1 protein-coding gene is annotated in these 555 nt (G+C 72.4%); it reads right to left on the reverse strand.

Going from position 1 to position 555, the window contains the following annotated elements; translation table 11 throughout:
• Window positions 1-539 (reverse strand): cellulose binding domain-containing protein (locus ACOV8S_RS09905; protein WP_448317887.1); only part of this gene is annotated, 539 nt, incomplete at its 3' end.
• Between the last annotated feature and the right edge of the window lie 16 nt (window positions 540-555).

The following is a 555-nucleotide window of genomic DNA, read 5'->3' on the forward strand; positions in this document are numbered from 1 at the left end:
TTGCCGGCCGGCGCGGTGCCCCAGACCTGGCTGCCGCCGACGGTCGCGGTGACCTTGCTCCAGTCCCCGTAGGAGGTCTGGGAGGGACCGAAGGAGTAGTCGTCGCTCTGCACCAGCGGGCGCCAGTCGGAGCGGTGGAAGCGCAGTTGCAGGTCGCCGCTGTCGGCGCCCGCGGCGAGACTGCCGGCCCCGGAGGTGAAGCCGATCTCCAGGTACCGGTCGGCGGTGGCCGTCGGGTTGGCCAGGGTTCCGAAGGTCCCGGTGATGTTGGCGCAGCCCTTGACCGCCCAGGAGCAGCGGAAGGTGTACGAGGCGCCCGCCTCGGCCTTGAAGTAGTACCGCAGCTTCACCTGGCCGAGGGACAACGAGGAGGAGCCGGTGTTCACCACCTTGAACCAGGGCTCGGCCTGGTCGCCGCCGGTGGAGCTCTGCCGGTACTGGACCTTGACCTGCTCCCCGGCGGCGGCCGCGGGCAGGGTGGTGAGGGTGGCGCAGCCGACGCCGGCGGCGAGCGCGGCGGCGAGCAGGGTGGCGCGGATCCGGTTGCCGCTGACG

The organism is Streptomyces sp. CO7, from assembly GCF_053474865.1.